General features: G+C 67.5%; 1 protein-coding gene. It reads right to left on the bottom strand.

Annotation, left to right across the window (positions count from 1 at the left end; translation table 11 throughout):
* Positions 1–295 (bottom strand): substrate-binding domain-containing protein (locus tag IO33_RS0142295; protein ID WP_031174373.1); only part of this gene is annotated, 295 nt, incomplete at both ends.

The raw sequence follows: 295 nt of genomic DNA on the forward strand, positions 1-295 counted from the left end.
GTGCACGTCGGTCTTGTAGACGACGGCGGCGTCGGCCTCCTTGAGCTCGACCTTGTTCAGGGCGCTCTTGACGTCCTGTTCGTAGGAGACGGGGGTGAGCTTGAGGTCGGCGGCGTCCAGGGCCTTTTGCGCGGCGGTGCCGCAGGGCACGGTCTTGTCGCACAGGACGACCTTGAGGCCGGACTTGGTGAGGTCTTTGAGGGTGGTGACCTTGTCGGGGTTGCCGGGGAGGGTGGCGATCTCCAGCTGGTTGCGGACGAAGGTGGCCGGGGTGCCGGCGGCGTCCTTCCTGGCG

The organism is Streptomyces durhamensis (assembly GCF_000725475.1).
Taxonomy (GTDB): domain Bacteria; phylum Actinomycetota; class Actinomycetes; order Streptomycetales; family Streptomycetaceae; genus Streptomyces; species Streptomyces filipinensis.